This is a genomic window from Citrobacter sp. RHBSTW-00859, assembly GCF_013729795.1.
GTDB classification, from domain to species: Bacteria; Pseudomonadota; Gammaproteobacteria; order Enterobacterales; family Enterobacteriaceae; genus Citrobacter; species Citrobacter braakii.
The window spans coordinates 3,768,409-3,785,672 of record NZ_CP056284.1; the positions used below are offsets into that span (position 1 = coordinate 3,768,409).

The 17,264-nt window shown below is 53.0% G+C and carries 14 protein-coding genes and 1 pseudogene; 11 read left to right on the plus strand and 4 right to left on the minus strand.

Going from position 1 to position 17,264, the window contains the following annotated elements; translation table 11 throughout:
• Nucleotides 1–130: 130 nt before the first annotated feature.
• Both HV302_RS18835 and HV302_RS18840 read right to left on the minus strand, forming a co-directional pair.
• On the minus strand, nucleotides 131–1,111 hold the full coding sequence (locus tag HV302_RS18835) for an IS5-like element IS5 family transposase (protein ID WP_042934497.1): 981 nt from the start codon (nucleotides 1,109–1,111) through the stop codon (nucleotides 131–133).
• Between the two features lie 58 nt (nucleotides 1,112–1,169).
• A pseudogene (locus tag HV302_RS18840) lies at nucleotides 1,170–1,553 on the minus strand (autotransporter outer membrane beta-barrel domain-containing protein); the annotation flags it as partial.
• Between the two features lie 509 nt (nucleotides 1,554–2,062).
• Here HV302_RS18840 and hemB point away from each other — a divergent pair.
• From hemB to fbpC, 11 genes are all read left to right on the plus strand, one after another.
• Complete coding sequence (gene hemB / locus HV302_RS18845) at nucleotides 2,063–3,037, plus strand: porphobilinogen synthase (RefSeq protein ID WP_016151991.1); 975 nt, start codon at nucleotides 2,063–2,065, stop codon at nucleotides 3,035–3,037.
• Between the two features lie 390 nt (nucleotides 3,038–3,427).
• Nucleotides 3,428–4,069: a PIG-L deacetylase family protein gene (locus tag HV302_RS18850; RefSeq protein WP_016151990.1), complete on the plus strand. Its 642-nt coding sequence runs from the start codon at nucleotides 3,428–3,430 to the stop codon at nucleotides 4,067–4,069.
• 4 nt (nucleotides 4,070–4,073) lie between these two features.
• Nucleotides 4,074–5,270: a glycosyltransferase gene (locus tag HV302_RS18855; protein WP_181626412.1), complete on the plus strand. Its 1,197-nt coding sequence runs from the start codon at nucleotides 4,074–4,076 to the stop codon at nucleotides 5,268–5,270.
• Complete coding sequence (locus tag HV302_RS18860) at nucleotides 5,209–5,838, plus strand: acetyltransferase (protein WP_181626413.1); 630 nt, start codon at nucleotides 5,209–5,211, stop codon at nucleotides 5,836–5,838. Before HV302_RS18855 ends, HV302_RS18860 begins: the two co-directional genes overlap by 62 nt.
• The gene (locus HV302_RS18865) at nucleotides 5,835–6,617 is read left to right on the plus strand and encodes a YaiO family outer membrane beta-barrel protein (RefSeq protein ID WP_326928778.1); all 783 of its coding nucleotides are present in this window, start codon (nucleotides 5,835–5,837) and stop codon (nucleotides 6,615–6,617) included. Before HV302_RS18860 ends, HV302_RS18865 begins: the two co-directional genes overlap by 4 nt.
• 229 nt (nucleotides 6,618–6,846) lie before the next feature.
• Complete coding sequence (locus HV302_RS18870) at nucleotides 6,847–7,476, plus strand: response regulator transcription factor (RefSeq protein ID WP_029139427.1); 630 nt, start codon at nucleotides 6,847–6,849, stop codon at nucleotides 7,474–7,476.
• Complete coding sequence (locus tag HV302_RS18875; RefSeq protein ID WP_046275611.1) at nucleotides 7,476–9,017, plus strand: MASE1 domain-containing sensor histidine kinase; 1,542 nt, start codon at nucleotides 7,476–7,478, stop codon at nucleotides 9,015–9,017. The genes HV302_RS18870 and HV302_RS18875 overlap by 1 nt, the downstream gene beginning before the upstream one ends.
• Before the next feature lie 85 nt (nucleotides 9,018–9,102).
• Nucleotides 9,103–10,407, plus strand: coding sequence for an MFS transporter family glucose-6-phosphate receptor UhpC (gene uhpC / locus HV302_RS18880; protein ID WP_049042254.1), 1,305 nt, complete (start codon nucleotides 9,103–9,105; stop codon nucleotides 10,405–10,407).
• Nucleotides 10,404–11,435, plus strand: coding sequence for an ABC transporter substrate-binding protein (locus HV302_RS18885; protein WP_016151983.1), 1,032 nt, complete (start codon nucleotides 10,404–10,406; stop codon nucleotides 11,433–11,435). The genes uhpC and HV302_RS18885 overlap by 4 nt, the downstream gene beginning before the upstream one ends.
• A gap of 69 nt (nucleotides 11,436–11,504) precedes the next feature.
• Entirely contained in the window at nucleotides 11,505–13,583 is a 2,079-nt protein-coding gene (locus HV302_RS18890; RefSeq protein WP_019076131.1) for an ABC transporter permease, read from the plus strand.
• Nucleotides 13,584–13,594: 11 nt separating this feature from the next.
• Nucleotides 13,595–14,641: a ferric ABC transporter ATP-binding protein gene (gene fbpC / locus HV302_RS18895; protein ID WP_181626415.1), complete on the plus strand. Its 1,047-nt coding sequence runs from the start codon at nucleotides 13,595–13,597 to the stop codon at nucleotides 14,639–14,641.
• Nucleotides 14,642–14,711: 70 nt separating this feature from the next.
• Here the strand turns inward: fbpC and mmuM are convergent, their stop codons facing one another.
• Complete coding sequence (mmuM, locus tag HV302_RS18900) at nucleotides 14,712–15,653, minus strand: homocysteine S-methyltransferase (protein ID WP_181626416.1); 942 nt, start codon at nucleotides 15,651–15,653, stop codon at nucleotides 14,712–14,714.
• Nucleotides 15,640–17,043, minus strand: coding sequence for an S-methylmethionine permease (mmuP, locus tag HV302_RS18905; protein ID WP_032946968.1), 1,404 nt, complete (start codon nucleotides 17,041–17,043; stop codon nucleotides 15,640–15,642). Before mmuP ends, mmuM begins: the two co-directional genes overlap by 14 nt.
• Nucleotides 17,044–17,264 lie beyond the last annotated feature (221 nt).

Sequence of the window (17,264 nt, forward strand, 5' to 3'; positions counted from 1 at the left end):
CGGGGAAATTCTTCTCGGCTGACTCAGTCATTTCATTTCTTCATGTTTGAGCCGATTTTTTCTCCCGTAAATGCCTTGAATCAGCCTATTTAGACCGTTTCTTCGCCATTTAAGGCGTTATCCCCAGTTTTTAGTGAGATCTCTCCCACTGACGTATCATTTGGTCCGCCCGAAACAGGTTGGCCAGCGTGAATAACATCGCCAGTTGGTTATCGTTTTTCAGCAACCCCTTGTATCTGGCTTTCACGAAGCCGAACTGTCGCTTGATGATGCGAAATGGGTGCTCCACCTTGGCCCGGATGCTGGCTTTCATGTATTCGATGTTGATGGCCGTTTTGTTCTTGCGTGGATGCTGTTTCAAGGTTCTTACCTTGCCGGGGCGCTCGGCGATCAGCCAGTCCACATCCACCTCGGCCAGCTCCTCGCGCTGTGGCGCCCCTTGGTAGCCGGCATCGGCTGAGACAAATTGCTCCTCTCCATGCAGCAGATTACCCAGCTGATTGAGGTCATGCTCGTTGGCCGCGGTGGTGACTAGGCTGTGGGTCAGGCCACTCTTGGCATCGACACCAATGTGGGCCTTCATGCCAAAGTGCCACTGATTGCCTTTCTTGGTCTGATGCATCTCCGGATCGCGTTGCTGCTCTTTGTTCTTGGTCGAGCTGGGTGCCTCAATGATGGTGGCATCGACCAAGGTGCCTTGAGTCATCATGACGCCTGCTTCGGCCAGCCAGCGATTGATGGTCTTGAACAATTGGCGGGCCAGTTGATGCTGCTCCAGCAGGTGGCGGAAATTCATGATGGTGGTGCGGTCAGGCAAGGCGCTATCCAGGGATAACCGGGCAAACCGACGCATGGAGGCGATTTCGTACAGAGCATCTTCCATCGCGCCATCGCTCAGGTTGTACCAATGCTGCATGCAGTGAATGCGTAGCATGGTTTCCAGCGGATAAGGTCGCCGGCCATTACCAGCCTTGGGGTAAAACGGCTCGATGACTTCCACCATGTTTTGCCATGGCAGAATCTGCTCCATACGGGACAAGAAAATCTCTTTTCTGGTCTGACGGCGCTTACTGCTGAATTCACTGTCGGCGAAGGTAAGTTGATGACTCATGATGAACCCTGTTCCATGGCTCCAGATGACAAACATGATCTCATATCAGGGACTTGTTCGCACCTTCCTTAGTACAATCCGTGGTCATACATTCGGATGTCACCATTCCGTGAATGGTACTGTTTTTAATCGTCAGGCTGTTATAATTGCCGTTAGTTGACAGTCCATCATCCAGATAATAAGTAGAAATAACGCCGTTGACAGTAGCGTTATTGATTACCGGATAAATATCACCATTATAAATACTATCAGTGCCGTAATTGTTCCAACCGACATATCCATCGAAGTAAACGTCATCAACATGTGATGCGTCATTATAATGGGTGAACGTTGTGTATGTGGTTCCAGAAATATCAGTAGAAGCATTCGCCTGAGAAGTGATTGCCAAAGTACAGGCTAATGCTAATTGTGAGACTACTAGTTTCTTTTTCCAAGTGTGCATTTGTCATCCCTCCTCAGGGACGTAATATAGTTAATCCATCAATTATCAATGCAAAGAAAACATTTTATGTTTCTCGGGGATGATTATGCGGTTTCACAAAGTAAAGGTTCAATTATTCTTTGCTAGTCGTCCGAAACCGGACAACACTACGAATATCCTCTCATCTGACACAAAAGAAAAAACACTCATTCTTTCAATGAAATACCGCACAAAACACCTCTGAAACATATAATTAATAAATAACTCACCACTCACCCAAACAAATAAACAATAAATAAAGAGGAATTATCACCAGCCCTACACAAATAAACGCATCGATATTTAAAATAATAAAAACAGAAACAAGCAAAATAATGAATATAAATAACTTGCCATGCATGTGAATAAATTGCTCTAATGACTCAGCCTTCCACGATGGAAAATCCAGATATAACGCCAACTTTCGTAAACCACCCACCCTCAGGTTCGGGTATACTACGGCCTTCGATTCCACAAACATCAGGCATACCATGACAGACCTAATCCAACGCCCTCGCCGCCTGCGCAAATCACCTGCGCTGCGCGCTATGTTTGAAGAGACAACACTCAGCTTAAATGACCTGGTGTTGCCGATCTTTGTTGAAGAAGAACTCGACGATTACAAAGCTATCGAGGCCATGCCCGGCGTGATGCGCATTCCAGAGAAGCATCTGGCGCGCGAAATTGAACGCATTGCTAATGCAGGCATCCGCTCGGTCATGACCTTCGGCATTTCTCATCACACCGATGACACCGGCAGCGATGCCTGGAAAGAAGACGGTCTGGTGGCGCGCATGTCGCGTATCTGTAAGCAGACCGTACCGGAGATGATCGTCATGTCCGACACCTGCTTCTGTGAATACACCTCGCACGGTCACTGCGGCGTATTATGCGAGCACGGCGTTGATAACGATTTAACCCTTGCCAATCTCGGCAAACAGGCGGTCGTTGCCGCCGCTGCGGGCGCAGATTTCATCGCCCCTTCCGCCGCAATGGACGGCCAGGTGCAGGCGATTCGCCAGGCGCTGGATGCCGCGGGCTTTACCGATACCGCGATCATGTCCTACTCCACCAAATTTGCCTCTTCTTTCTATGGCCCATTCCGTGAAGCCGCAGGTACTGCGCTGAAGGGCGATCGTAAAACCTATCAGATGAACCCGATGAACCGTCGGGAAGCGATCCGCGAATCGCTGCTGGATGAAGCCCAGGGCGCAGACTGCCTGATGGTCAAACCGGCTGGCGCATACCTCGATATTCTGCGCGATATCCGCGAGCGCACCGAGCTGCCGATTGGCGCTTATCAGGTCAGCGGTGAATACGCGATGATCAAGTTTGCAGCCCTCGCGGGTGCCATAGATGAAGAGAAAGTGGTGCTGGAAAGCTTAGGCTCGATCAAACGCGCTGGCGCGGATCTGATCTTCAGCTACTTCGCACTGGATCTGGCTGAGAAAAAAATCCTGCGCTAACTTTATTGTTCCATGCCGGGTGGCGTAAACCATCCGGCCTTTTATCGCCAGCCTAAAGATTCTAACGAGTACCAGCGCTCAGCGTCTTGCTGTTTATGATTCATTCTGAAAGTAATATCCCCTCTGAAATTCATCATTACAATCAATATCAATTATTCGTAAATGAATACCAAAATGACATATGTATTCCATTCTTCTGTTTGAAGGTATAGTTACAGTACAATTTAATAACTTCATTATCTAATTACACACTGTAATATCTTTATTACGGCAAACACTAATCCATCCTGTCTTTCCAACAAGAGCTTAAAATATCTGCAAAACAGATATTGTGTTTATATTCATTGAACACCCAGATAACACTCTCATAGAAATGTGAAGGATTTGCTCATGGTTACATCATACCAAAAAGGGATATTAGCAATCGGTGCGCATCCGGACGATATTGAACTCGGATGTGGTGCCTCGTTATCCCGCTTAATAAAAGAAGGCTATCACGTTACTGCCGTCGTCATGACCGCAGGGGCTGAAGGATGCGCTTTAAAAGCCGACCGACACGCAGAATCTCAATCGGCATTAACATCATTAGGCTGCCATCAGATTTTTCATTTTCATTTTGAGGACACACGCACACCGTACTTTGTTGATACGATGATCAAATCACTTGAAGACGTCATCACAAATCACATTCCCGAACAAATCAACATCGTGCGAACTTATACTATGCATGATTCTGACCGGCATCAGGATCATCGCGCGGTACATAAGGCTTCTATCGTTGCCTGCCGAAATATTCCCCAGGTTCTCGGTTATGAAACCCCCAGTACCTGGCTGACGTTTATTCCCCAAGTTTTTGAAAAGGTCAGTGAAAACTGTTTCATTCAAAAACTTCGTGCGCTTTCATTTCACCAAAGCCAGCAGCAACGTGATTATATGCGTACAGAACGTCTGCGTACCGTAGCTCAATTCCGAGGGCAACAGGCCGGATGTGAATTATCTGAAGGTTTTGTTGTTCACAAAATGATTCTCTAATTATATGAAAACAATATTTTTTATTATGATGAGCCTATGTATATTACTTTGGTTCCTCACAACCTTAAAACGAAAACCTAGTTTACGTAACGACAGTATTGACGCCATTATTCCGGCCTATAACGAAGGTCCTTGCCTGGCACAATCGCTGGAAAACTTGTTATTAAATCCCTATTTTCATCGAGTCATATGTGTAAACGATGGTTCCACTGATGATACCGAAATCATTATGCATAAAGTGAAAGAAAAATGGGGAGAACGCCTGATTACCGTGACGCAAAAGAATACCGGGAAAGGTGGCGCCTTAATGAATGGATTAAACTATGCTACCTGTGAGCAGGTTTTTTTAAGCGATGCTGACACCTATGTCCCTCCTGATGGTGACGGTATGGGATTCATGTTAGCAGAAATAGAAAATGGCGCCGATGCCGTTGGTGGAATCCCCTCAACACATCTCCCTGGTGCTGGATTGCTGCCACATATCCGTGCAACGGTAAAACTTCCGATGATCGTCATGAAGCGGACATTACAGCAGTTGCTCGGCGGTGCACCTTTTATTATTAGCGGAGCCTGCGGCATGTTTCGTACTGATGTGCTGCGCAAATTTGGTTTTTCCGATCGTACCAAGGTGGAGGATCTCGATTTGACCTGGACCCTGGTCGCGAATGGTTATTGTATCCGTCAGGCAAACCGCTGCATTGTTTATCCTCAGGAGTGCAATACCTTGGGCGATGAATGGAAACGATGGCGGCGCTGGATCGTGGGCTATGCCGTTTGCATGCGTCTGCATAAATCACTCATCCTCAGCAGATTCGGCATCTTCAGCATACTCCCAATGGTGCTGGTCGTGTTGTATGGCGTAGCAATCTATCTCATTACATGGCAGCACATCACGCTCACTATCGGCCCACATGCGATTGTGCTTTCCTTGTTTCCCATTATTTGGGTTGGAGTGGTTTGCTCAATTGGAGCATTTAGTGCCTGGTATCACCGATGCTGGAAACTTATTTTCCTTGCGCCTTTTTCTGTTTTTTACGTACTTCTGGCTTATTTAATTTGGATTGTATATGGACTTATTGCCTTTTTTACTGGACGTGAACCCCTACGTGACAAACCCACACGCTATACCGCGGTGGTGGATGCGCCAAACAATAACCCCCCCACAGCTACCCACGGTGGTGAAGAACTATCTAAAGCTTAGTGAACAGAATAATAAGTCAGTATCCATTGCACCTGGCGTTGTTATTGATGAAAGCGCGGGAGCTGTGACGATCGGTGCTGGCAGTAAAATTTGTCATGGTGCAGTTATTCAGGGGCCTGTCGTAATTGGGGCCGATTGCATTATTGGTAATTACGCCTTTATTCGACCTGGTTGCTTAATTGGCAATCAAGTACGTATTGGCTATGGCACCGAAATCAAAAACGCAGTATTGGAATCGACGGCCACCATCGGTCCCCAATGCTTTATTTCTGATTCGGTTATTGGCAAAGGCGCATACCTGGGCGCGCAGGTAAGAACCAGCAATCATCGCCTCGATGGTAAAACCGTGCATGTCAGGCTGGACGGTGAAGACATTGATACAGGCTGCGAAAAATTAGGGTGTTATATCGGTCCCGGTGCGCGGCTTGGTGTTCAGGTCATTATTTTACCAGGCCGATATATCGCAGCTGAAAGCACAATTGGCCCACGGATAACCATCGAGAAAAACCTGCCAAAAGGTAAATATATCCTCAAACAAGAGATCTCCTGTCTCGTAGGTGAAGAATAATGAAAAGGACTTTATTTGTATCGTTGATACTCGGCACGGCTTCTCTCCCGGCTGAAGCAACCGACCTGAAGCTGACAGCCGGATACGACTTTACTGATTATTCAGCAGGGCATGGTACCCGTACCGTCATGTTCAGCGAATTAAAGACGCAGATTGACGATGGTGCCGCGGTTTTCAATATTTCCGAAGGCAGACGCGATTACGACAACGGTGAATCATGGAACGCGTTACGTGGCCGCGCGACCGTTTGGTATAACTGGAATCAGTGGTTATCAACAAAAACGGGTCTGGCAATTGCCGAAAACACCCCCGTTTTTGCCAGACGCGATGCTCAGCAGGATATCAGCGTAAAAGTTCTGCCTAAAACCGTATTTACCTTTGGTTATCGCTATGCCAACTACTTTGACGATACGGACGTCAATGCTTTTTCAGGCGGAATATCTCTGTATACCGGACCGTTTATCACCTCATGGCGTTATACGCATTACGATACTGAAGATGCTGGGGGAAGCTATAGCCACATCGTTTCACTGCGCCTGAACGACCCGAACGGTAAAGGCAATACGCAGCTCTGGGTAAGCCGCGGAACGGGAGCCTATACCTATGACTGGTCACCGGACACCAAAAAAGGAACGTTAAAAAGCATCAGCCTGCGTCGCAATCAGCCGCTGACCGATCAATTAACTCTCGGTCTTGCCCTCGGCAAACAATGGTATGACACGCCGGCTGAGAGCTATCACAGCCAGCAAATTCTCGCCGATCTCACCTGGCAGTTTTAAATCTCTCCCCCTCGATAGGGGAGAATCAACCACCAATGAAATAGCCATTCTCTCAGCCCTCACGCCGCCATCCATTAATCAATGCCGGATACGCAACGCTTATCCGTCCTACAACACCCGGCAAATTATTGCGATTTTGTTACATTCGTTACATATCCGCGCCACGGGGATTGCCAGCGCGGCGCTGGCAGGCATCATAGACGCTATTGTCAGGCAAGAGAGCAAGATCATGATTCATGTTGTGCTGGTGGATGACCATGTGGTGGTGCGTTCCGGCTTTGCGCAATTACTCAGTCTCGAAGACGATCTCAACGTTGCTGGCCAGTACAGCAGCGCGGCACAGGCGTGGCCTGCACTACTGCATGATGACGTCAACGTTGCGGTGATGGATATCGCCATGCCGGATGAAAATGGCCTGAGCCTGTTAAAACGACTGCGGGCGCAGAAGCCCGGTTTTCGCGCCATTATTCTCAGCATCTATGACTCACCCACGTTTGTGCAAAGCGCACTGGATGCCGGTGCCAGCGGTTATCTGACCAAACGCTGCGGGCCAGAGGAACTGGTGCAGGCGGTACGTTCGGTTGGTATGGGCGGGCATTACCTGTGCGCCGACGCGCTACGGGCGCTACGCGGCGGCGAACAGCCCGCGCAGGTACTGGAGGTACTGACCCCGCGCGAGCGCGAAGTGTTTGATCTGCTGGTCAAAGGCGACAGCGTAAAAGAGATCGCCTTCAAGCTCGACCTCAGCCATAAAACGGTGCACGTTCATCGTGCGAACGTGCTGGGCAAACTGCAATGCCACAGCACCATCGATCTGGTGCATTTTGCACTCGACCACCAGTTGCTGACGGGGCATTAATGTCACGCAGCCTTCGTCATTGGGTTATTTCTCTGTTTATTCTGCTGGCCTGGGGATCGGGCTGGCTGATGCTGTGGACGCTGGGGTTTTACCTGACCCACAACGGCCAGCAGGCAGCGCTATTCCTGCCGCACGGCGTCTATCTCGCCCTGCTAATCCTGCTTTCTCGCCGTTACTGGCCCGCGCTGGTACTGCCGCCGGTGCTGATGCTGTTCTGGCTGCACAGCGAGCAATTAGTGAATGGCTATATCCTGCTAGTTGCGCCGTTGATTAGCCTGATCCCGGCGAGTATCGGCCAGTCATACTGGCACCGATTCCCCCTTTACTGGCAGCGCTTAACGTTGCTGCTGGCCGCGGTGACGATCACGTCATTGCTCAATACCCTCCTGCTTTCACCGTTTATCCAAAGCCCGGCAACGTTAATTGGCCTGGCATCGTTTACCGGCGGCGTGCTGCTGACGCCGTTTGTCTATCTGATCTATGAATTTCTGCGCCAGCAGCACCGCTATCATTTGCTCGGACTGGATACCACCAATCCTCCCCTGCGTACCTCGCTTATCATCTGGTGCAGTCTGTTTTTCATTATTGGCATAGGTACCCAGATGGTGCTGTCACCTGAGATCGAGCGCCTGCTGCTAATCGTAGTGTTCTTACCAAACGTGGTGATGGCGTGGAAATTTGGCTGGCAGGGCGGCGTGTTGTCCGGACTGCTCGGCAGCATGATGATCACCATCGCCCGGCAAATCGGCGTCGGGTTCAGCAATTTACTGGAGCTGGAGATTTTCCTCGCCACCCAGGCGCTGCTGGGCATAGGGCTCGGGATCGCTATCAGCCGCCAGCAGCATCTGGCGCAAAACCTGCACCATTATCGCCAGCGTCTGGAAGCCGAACTGGCAGCGCGACGCGCGCTGACCGAACAACTGATCCGCACCGAGGAAAATACGCGCAAAAGCCTGGCGCGGGAGCTACACGACGAAATTGGTCAGAACATCACCGCCATTCAAATTCAGTCGCAACTGGTCAAGCGCGCGCCGGGTCGCGAGCAAACGCTTGAAGCGGCAAATCAGATCAACGACCTTGCCCGGCGCATTCACCACTCCACCCGCCAACTGCTGCGCCAGCTACGACCGCCCGCGCTCGATGAACTGGCCTTTAAAGATGCACTGCATCATCTGGTGAATGAATTTGCCTTTGCCGAACGCGGCATTCGCTGTTGGTTTGACTATCAGCTTGAAAATACGCCAGAAAATGAAACGGTGCGTTTCACACTGTATCGCCTGCTGCAGGAGTTGCTCAATAACGTCTGTAAACATGCCGACGCCAGCGAAGTGTCGATTACGCTGCGCCAGCAGGAACACCGCGTGTTTCTGCACGTCGCTGACAACGGCGTAGGTATTCTCGCGGAGAAAATCCCCGGGTTCGGTATCCAGGGGATGCGTGAGCGGGTCAGCGCCCTTGGCGGCGAACTGACGCTCGAATCGAACAACGGCACGCGGGTAATTGTTAACCTGCCCACAAATTTGCAACAAATCAGCCGTTAACCAGGAAAAAGTCTTAGTCACTGCGGACTTTATCTCATCCCATTTTGCTTTCACTTTCCTATAGTCAGCACAAACGGAGGCTGCCATGCATGCACGTGCATCACGCGAAACAGACCAACAATACCGGGCGCTACGCCCCCGGCTGCTGATGTGTATGGTGATTGGGTACGCCGCGTTTTATCTGACGCGCAAAAGCGTTAACTACGTCCTCCCGGCGCTGCAAACGGATCTGGGTCTGGATAAAGGCGATATCGGCCTGCTGGGATCGCTGTTTTATCTGACCTATGGCTTGTCGAAATTCACCGCCGGGCTATGGCACGACAGCCACGGACAGCGCGCGTTTATGGGCATTGGCCTGTTTGCCACCGGCGTTTTAAACGTGCTGTTCGCCTTTGGTGAATCGCTGACGCTGCTCCTGGTGGTCTGGACGCTGAACGGATTTTTTCAGGGCTGGGGCTGGCCGCCATGCGCCCGACTATTGACCCACTGGTACTCGCGCAACGAACGCGGCTTCTGGTGGGGCTGCTGGAATATGTCGATCAACATCGGTGGGGCCATCATTCCGCTGATTAGCGCCTTTGCCGCCCACTGGTGGGGCTGGCAGGCAGCCATGCTGGCGCCGGGAATAATCAGCATGGCGTTAGGCGTCTGGCTCACCCTGCAACTGAAAGGCACGCCCCGGGAAGAAGGCTTACCCACGGTTGGGGAATGGCGGCAAGACCCGCTGGAGTTGCGTCAGGAGCAGCAAAGCCCGCCGATGGGGCTGTGGCAAATGTTACGCACCACCATGCTGAAGAATCCGATGATCTGGCTACTCGGCGTGTCATATGTGTTGGTCTATTTGATCCGCATTGCGCTCAACGACTGGGGCAACATCTGGCTGACGGAAAGCCACGGTGTGAACCTGCTCAGCGCCAATGCCACGGTAATGCTGTTTGAAGTCGGCGGCTTGCTGGGGGCGCTGTTTGCCGGATGGGGTTCGGATCTGCTGTTCAGCGGTCAGCGTGCGCCAATGATTTTGCTATTCACACTGGGGCTGATGGTCTCCGTCGCCGCGCTGTGGCTGGCGCCGGTGCACCACTACGCGCTACTGGCAGTGTGTTTCTTTACCGTGGGCTTTTTTGTGTTTGGCCCACAGATGCTAATTGGCCTCGCGGCCGTGGAATGCGGACATAAAGCGGCGGCAGGTTCAATTACTGGTTTTCTCGGGCTGTTCGCCTATCTGGGGGCCGCGCTGGCGGGTTGGCCGCTGTCGCTGGTCATAGAACACTACGGCTGGTCGGGAATGTTCAGTTTGCTCTCGGTTGCCGCTGTCTTTATGGGTTTATTGCTGATGCCATTGCTCATTGCGGGCATTCCCCCTTCTCTCAGTCAAAGGATAAAACAATGAAACTGACGCTTACCTCTACCCTAATTGCCTCCGCTCTGACGCTGGCAGCCTTCAGCAGTGCAGCTCAGGCGCAGGGTCGTCTGGTGGTGTATTGCAGCGCCACCAACGAAATGTGCGAAACCGAAACCAAAGCCTTCGGTGAAAAATATGATGTGAAGACTTCATTCATTCGCAACGGCTCAGGCAGTACGCTGGCGAAAGTGGATGCCGAGAAGAAAAACCCGCAAGCGGATGTCTGGTATGGCGGTACGCTGGATCCACAGTCTCAGGCCGGTGAAATGGGCTTGCTGCAGCCGTATAAATCACCAAACCTCGAACAAATCATGGAGAAGTTCCGCGATCCGGCAAAAGTGAAGGGCAACCTCTCCTCGGCGGTTTATGTCGGTATTCTGGGCTTTGGCGTCAATACCCAGCGCCTGAAAGAGAAAAACCTACCGGTGCCAAAATGCTGGAAGGATCTGACCAAACCGGAATACAAAGGCGAAATCCAGATTGCTGATCCGCAAAGCTCCGGTACCGCCTATACCGCACTGGCGACCTTTGCCCAACTGTGGGGGGAAGATCAGGCCTTTGACTACCTGAAACAGCTCAACGCCAACGTCTCCCAGTACACCAAATCCGGCATTGCCCCGGCGCGTAACGCCGCCCGTGGCGAAACGGCTATCGGCATCGGTTTCTTGCACGACTACTCGCTGGAAAAAGAACAGGGCGCACCGCTGGAACTTGTCTCACCGTGCGAAGGTACCGGTTATGAAATCGGCGGTGTCAGCATCCTGAAAGGCGCGCGCAACCTCGATAACGCCAAACTGTTCGTTGACTGGGTACTGTCGAAAGACGCGCAGGAGCTGGCGTGGAAGAAAGGTAAATCCTATCAGATCCTGACCAACACCACCGCCGAGACGTCCCCTAACTCGCTGAAGCTCGACGACCTGAAGCTTATCAATTACGACATGGATAAGTACGGCTCGACCGACGTGCGTAAAGCCCTGATCAATAAGTGGGTCAGCGAAGTGAAGATGGGTAAATAACCCCAGATTTGCGTTCATTTGCCGGATACGGCCTCAACGCCATATCCGGCCTGAAATACCGGAACCGCTATGTCACACACACTTGCACTCCATCCCGTGAAAAAACGGGATGCGATATTTCTTTGGATTTTACTCGGCTGGCTGGCGTTTGCCCTGCTGCCGAGCTGGAGCCTGGACTACGGTCTGCTGGAATCGACGCGCGAAGAAATTCTCGCCGCCTACGGCTGGTCACAGTTCAATATCAGTTGGCTCTGGTATCTGCTGCCAAGCCTGCTGCTGGTGCGCCCGTTCCATGAAGCCAGACGCGAACAGCGCAGCCGCCATTATTTTGACGCGGGCTGGGCGTTTTTCTGTATGGCGTTTATCGTCGCCAGCGCGACTATTGAGGGACGCGGCTTAGGCTATGCCACCATCGTGCTGTTTGTGGCACTTGGCGCGATCATGACCCTGGCGCTCACCCGTTTGGAATGGCTGGGCGGCGACCGTTTCGTCATCGGCTCGCTCACCGCGATTGTCGCGCTGATCGGTATTTTTATCGTCTGGCCAAGTATCGCTATTTTCATTCCGATGTTCACCAACGACGCCGGAGAATTTGCTCCGCTGGCGTTTATGAATGTGCTGTCGCAGGCGCATATCATTCAGGTGATCCTCAACTCGATTATGCTGTCGATTGCCGTCGGCGTCGGCTGTACCTTCTTTGGCCTGGTGCTGGCTATCTACACCACCCGTATTGCGAAACGCAGCGCCATTATTGGACGTATTTTCTCGATTCTGCCGATCGTCACCCCGCCGTTTGTTGTGGGTTTAGGCGTAACGCTGATGATGGGACGCTCCGGTTACATCACCGAATTTATGGTCGAATGGTTTGGTTTGACCAACACCAACTGGCTGTACGGTTTTACCGGCATCTGGCTGGCGCAGGTGCTGGCCTTCACTCCGATGGCGTTTATGATCCTCGACGGGGCGATCAAAACCATTCATCCGTCGCTGGAGGAGGCGTCATACACCCTGCGCGCCAGCCGCTGGCAAACCTTTAACGGCGTGTTTGTCCCGCTGCTAAAACCGGCGCTGGCAAACGCCTTTTTAATTGTGGTGGTGCAGTCGCTGGCCGACTTCAGTAACCCGCTGGTGCTTGGCGGTAACTTCGATGTGCTGGCAACGCAAATCTACTTCTACATCACCGGTTCCCAGCTCGACTACCAGGCCGCCAGTACGCTGGGTGCCTTCCTGTTGCTGTTCTCGCTGCTGGTGTTCTGCGTGCAGTACATGTGGATTGGTAAACGCTCGTACGTCACCGTTTCCGGTAAATCCTATCGGGGCGACGTGCAGCCGCTGCCGGTAACGCTGGTATGGAGCGTGGTCGCGCTGCTGGCGGTGTGGATTGCCTTTAACGCCCTGCTCTATGGCAGCATTTTCTACGGCAGTTTCACCGTAAACTGGGGCGTGGACTACACCCTGACGCTGGCGAACTTTACCAAACTGTTCGGTCAGGGAATGAGCGACGGCGCGTGGCCTTCACTGCTCGACACCCTGCTCTACGCCGGGATTGCCGCGCCGATCACCGCCATCTTCGGCCTGCTGATCGCATGGGTAGTAGTGCGTCAGCAGTTTAAAGGCAAAAAGACCATCGAGTTCACCACAATGCTGTGCTTTGCCGTTCCGGGCACCGTAGCGGGCGTATCGTACATTCTGGCCTTTAACAGCGCCCCGGTATACCTCACCGGCACCGCCGCCATCGTGATTATCTCAATGGTGATGCGTAACGTCCCGGTCGGTATCCGGGCGGGCATTGCGGGCTTAGGCCAAATCGATAAATCGCTGGATGAAGCCTCGCTCAGTCTGCGTGCCGGTTCCCTGCGCACCATTACGCACATCCTGTTGCCGCTGCTGCGCCCGGCGATCCTCTCAGCGCTGATCTACAGCTTTGTGCGCGCCATTACCACCGTCAGCGCCATTGTGTTCCTCGTCACGCCGGATACCCGCGTGGCCACGGCCTACATCCTGAACCGCGTAGAAGACGGCGAATACGGCGTGGCGATTGCCTACGGTTCTATTTTAATCGTGGTGATGCTGGCGATTATTTTCATCTTTGACTGGCTGATCGGTGAATCACGTACCTCCCGTTCAAAAGCCAAAAACCAGGCGTAATGGAGCGCACTATGACTCAGAAAAATTTCGTTGAACTGCGCAACGTCACTAAACGATTTAGCAGCAACACGGTTATCGACAATATCAACCTCACCATTCCGCAGGGGCAAATGGTAACGCTGCTCGGCCCGTCCGGCTGCGGTAAAACCACCATCTTGCGTCTGGTTGCCGGGCTGGAAAAACCGAGCGAAGGACAAATTTTCATTGATGGCGAAGACGTTACCCATCGTTCTATTCAGCAGCGCGATATCTGTATGGTGTTTCAGTCATATGCCCTGTTCCCGCACATGTCGTTAGGGGAGAACGTCGGTTATGGCCTGAAGATGCTCGGCGTGTCGCGCGCGGAGGTGAAAACCCGCGTCAAAGAGGCGCTGGCGATGGTGGATCTGGAAGGATTTGAAGACCGCTTTGTCGATCAGATCTCCGGCGGTCAGCAGCAGCGCGTGGCGCTGGCCCGTGCGTTGATCCTCAAACCGAAAGTGCTTCTGTTTGATGAACCGTTAAGTAACCTGGACGCCAACCTGCGTCGCAGCATGCGCGACAAAATCCGCGAGCTGCAAAAGCAGTTTGATATCACCTCGCTGTACGTCACCCACGATCAAAGCGAAGCCTTTGCGGTTTCCGATACCGTACTGGTGATGAACAAGGGACACATCATGCAGATCGGCTCGCCGCAGGATCTCTATCGCCAGCCCGCCTCCCGCTTTATGGCGAGCTTTATGGGCGATGCCAACCTGTTCCCGGCCACCTTCAGCGACAGATACGTTGATATCTACGGCTATCATCTGCCGCGCCCACTGCACTTTAGCGATCAAGGCGAGGGCATGGTAGGCGTGCGCCCGGAAGCGATCACCCTCAGCGACCGCGGCGAAGAGAGCCAGCGCTGCGTGATCCGCCACGTCGCGTATATGGGACCCCAATATGAGGTCACGGTGGAGTGGCACGGACAGGAGATTTTATTGCAGGTCAACGCTACGCGTCTGCAGCCGGACGTCGGCGAGCAGTATTATCTCGAAATCCATCCGTACGGCATGTTTGTGCTGGCGGATGCGGCATAAAGTGTTACCCATGTTTCCGGTTCATACCGTATCGCCATCTGGCAAAAAATGCCCGATGGCGGCTTACGTCTTATCGGGCCTGGGCCTGAACTTTTAACGCGGCAATATCCGCAGGCGTGGTGCGACAGCACCCGCCAATCAATCGTGCGCCAGCGGCCTGCCACTGTGGCAGATAATCCGCCAGTTGTGCACAAGACTCACCGTGATGATGCCAGGTTTTGCTCGCGGCATCGTACTGCTCGCCCGAATTCGGATACACCACCAGCGGCAGCGCCGTTAAGCCGTGTAAATGCAGCAACGCAGCGGTGGTGTTTTCCAGCGCAATGCAGTTAATGCCTAACGCCACCACCTGCGGATAATCCGCCAGCAACGCGACCACGTCACGCAGCGGCGTACCGTCGCTCAGGTGCTCGCTGTCACGCAGAGTAAATGAGAACCAGGCTCGTGCACGCGGGTACGCGGTCAACAGCTCAGCCAGTACGCCAATCTCGACAAAATTCGGCAGGGTTTCGCAGGCCAGCAGATCGGCCCCGGCATCCAGCAATGCTTCCACGCGCGGGCGATGAAACGCCTGGAATGCCTCGGCGCTGCGCTGGTAATCGCCACGGTATTCAGAGCCGTCCGCCAGATACGCGCCGTAAGGTCCGACAGATCCCGCCACCAGCAGCGTGCCCGCTTGCGGGTTCTCTGCCAGATACGCTTCACGAGCTTTACGCGCCAGCTCCACGCTTTTGCCAATCAGCGCTTTCGACTGCGCTTCATCCAGACCACGCGCGGCAAAGCCCGCCGGTGTCGCCTGATAGCTGGCAGTGATCGCGCATTGCGCCCCCGCCCGGTAATAATCAAGATGCACTTCGCGGATAAGCTCCGGGTTTTCTACCAGCACTTTGGCTGACCACAGGCTGTCGGCTAAGTTACACCCTCGCGCTTCCAGCTCCGTCGCCATCGCGCCATCCAGTAACAGGACATCCTGTTTCTCAAGGAGAGCGCGTAACGGATTATTCTGCGACATGTTCTGGCTCCTGTTTTGCGTTACGGGGTTGAGTAAGGAAATATGCACCATAGCACAACGCAACAAACGGTAACCCGCACCACAACGCAATTCTCTGCGCTGGATCGAATGCCAGCCCTACACAGGCCACCAGGCACAACACAAATCCCAATACCGGCACCAGCGGATACCACGGCGCACGATAATGTAATGCACTCAATGCCTTACCCTGTTGCAGATGACGGCGGCGAAAAACAAAGTGAGAGGCGCAGATGCTCAGCCACACCGCCACCACCGCAAACCCGGAGATTGCCGACAGCGCGACAAATACCGTGTCCGGGGCCACCACGCTGGAAAACAGCGCCAGTACGCCGCCGAGCATACTGACCGACAGCGCCGTCAGCGGCACGCCGTTTTTCGTTACTCGCGCAAAACAGGCTGGCAGCGTACGTTCATTCGACAGCGACCAGAGCATGCGCCCGGAGGCATACAGCCCGGAGTTCGCCGCAGAAAGAATGGCTGTCAGGATCACGAAGTTAAAAATATCGGCGGCGTACGGAATACCTACCTTCTCAAATACCAGCACAAACGGGCTTTTCTCCACGCCCGCCTGCTGCATCGGGATCAGCGCCGCCAGCACAAACACGGTGCCGATAAAGAAAATAATCAGTCGCGCGATGGTGGTACGAATCGCCACCGGGATCACCTTGCGCGGATTTTCCGTTTCACCGGCGGCAATACCGATAAGCTCAGTTCCCGAAAAAGCAAAGTTCACCGCCACCATAGTCATCAGGATCGGTAAGCCGCCATGCGGGAACCAACCTTCCGCCGTGATATTACTCAGCCCCGGCGCGGGCGAGCCATCCTGCATCGGGATAAAGCCAAAAATCGCCGCCCCACCAAGGATAATAAAGGCGATGATAGTGACCACTTTCACCAACGAGAACCAGAACTCCCCTTCGGCAAAAAAGCGCGTGGAGATAACGTTCAGGCCAAAAATAATCACACAGAACACCACGCACCAGACCCATACTGGCACCAACGGAAACCAGTACTGCATACAGAATCCGGCAGCGGTAAAACTCGAACCAAGCGCCACGGTCCAGGTCAGCCAGTAGAGCCAGGCCACGGTATACCCCGTCGCCGGGCCGAGATAGCGCGCGGCATAGACGTGAAACGCCCCGGTCTCCGGCATCGCGACCGACAGCTCGCCCAGACACTGCATAACCAGCCAGACCACCAGAGCGCCAATCAGATAGGCCAGCAGCGTTCCCGCGGCCCCGGTAGTGGAGATGATGTAGCCGGTATTGAAGAATAACCCTGTGCCAATCACGCCGCCTAAGGAGAGCATAATCAGGTGACGCGTTTTCATCGTGCGCTTCAGTGGCGCATTTTGCTGTGTTGTTTGCATATAACCTTCCAAACGTATGGACATCTAAACATCCAAAGAAGGTGTGTTATACCGCGTTTGTTAACACAATGCAAAATCAACCCTGCACCAGACGCAGATGACCGCGCCGGGCGCTTAATATCGGGTGGGGGTTAATTATCAAATATAAAAAGGGCCGCCAGCTCATAACGCCTCCGTTGCCAGGCTTTACATAAACTCTGGCAACGTCATCGCCGGCTGGC